Genomic DNA, 519 nt, shown 5'->3' on the forward strand with positions numbered 1-519 from the left:
GCGGGCGGCTTCGGTGTCGGCAAGACCACGCTCGTCGGCGCCGTCTCCGAGATCAACCCCCTGCGCACCGAAGCCGTCATGACCTCGGCCTCCGCCGGCATCGACGACATCAGCCACGTCTCCGGCAAGACGACCACCACCGTCGCCATGGACTTCGGCCGCATCACCCTCGACGAGGACCTCATCCTCTACCTGTTCGGCACCCCCGGACAGGACCGCTTCTGGTTCATGTGGGACGACCTCGTCCGCGGCGCCATCGGCGCCGTCGTCCTCGTCGACACCCGCCGCCTCGCCGACTGCTTCCCCGCCCTCGACTACTTCGAGAACAGCGGACTGCCCTTCGTCGTCGCCCTCAACGGCTTCGACGGACACCAGCCCCACACCCCCGACGAAGTCCGCGAAGCACTCCAACTCGGCGCCGACACCCCCGTCATCACCCTCGACGCCCGCCGCCGCGACAGCGCCAAGAGCGCCCTCATCACCCTCGTCGAACACGCCCTCCTCGCCCGGCTGCGGTGA

The 519-nt window shown here is 69.4% G+C and carries 1 protein-coding gene; it reads left to right on the forward strand.

Features of this window, described 5'->3' with window-relative positions; all coding sequences use genetic code 11:
• Positions 1 to 519 (forward strand): GTP-binding protein (locus tag PUR71_RS18835; protein ID WP_329928195.1); only part of this gene is annotated, 519 nt, incomplete at its 5' end.

The sequence above is a fragment of the Streptomyces sp. SP17BM10 genome, from assembly GCF_036322405.1.
Classification (GTDB): Bacteria; Actinomycetota; Actinomycetes; order Streptomycetales; family Streptomycetaceae; genus Kitasatospora.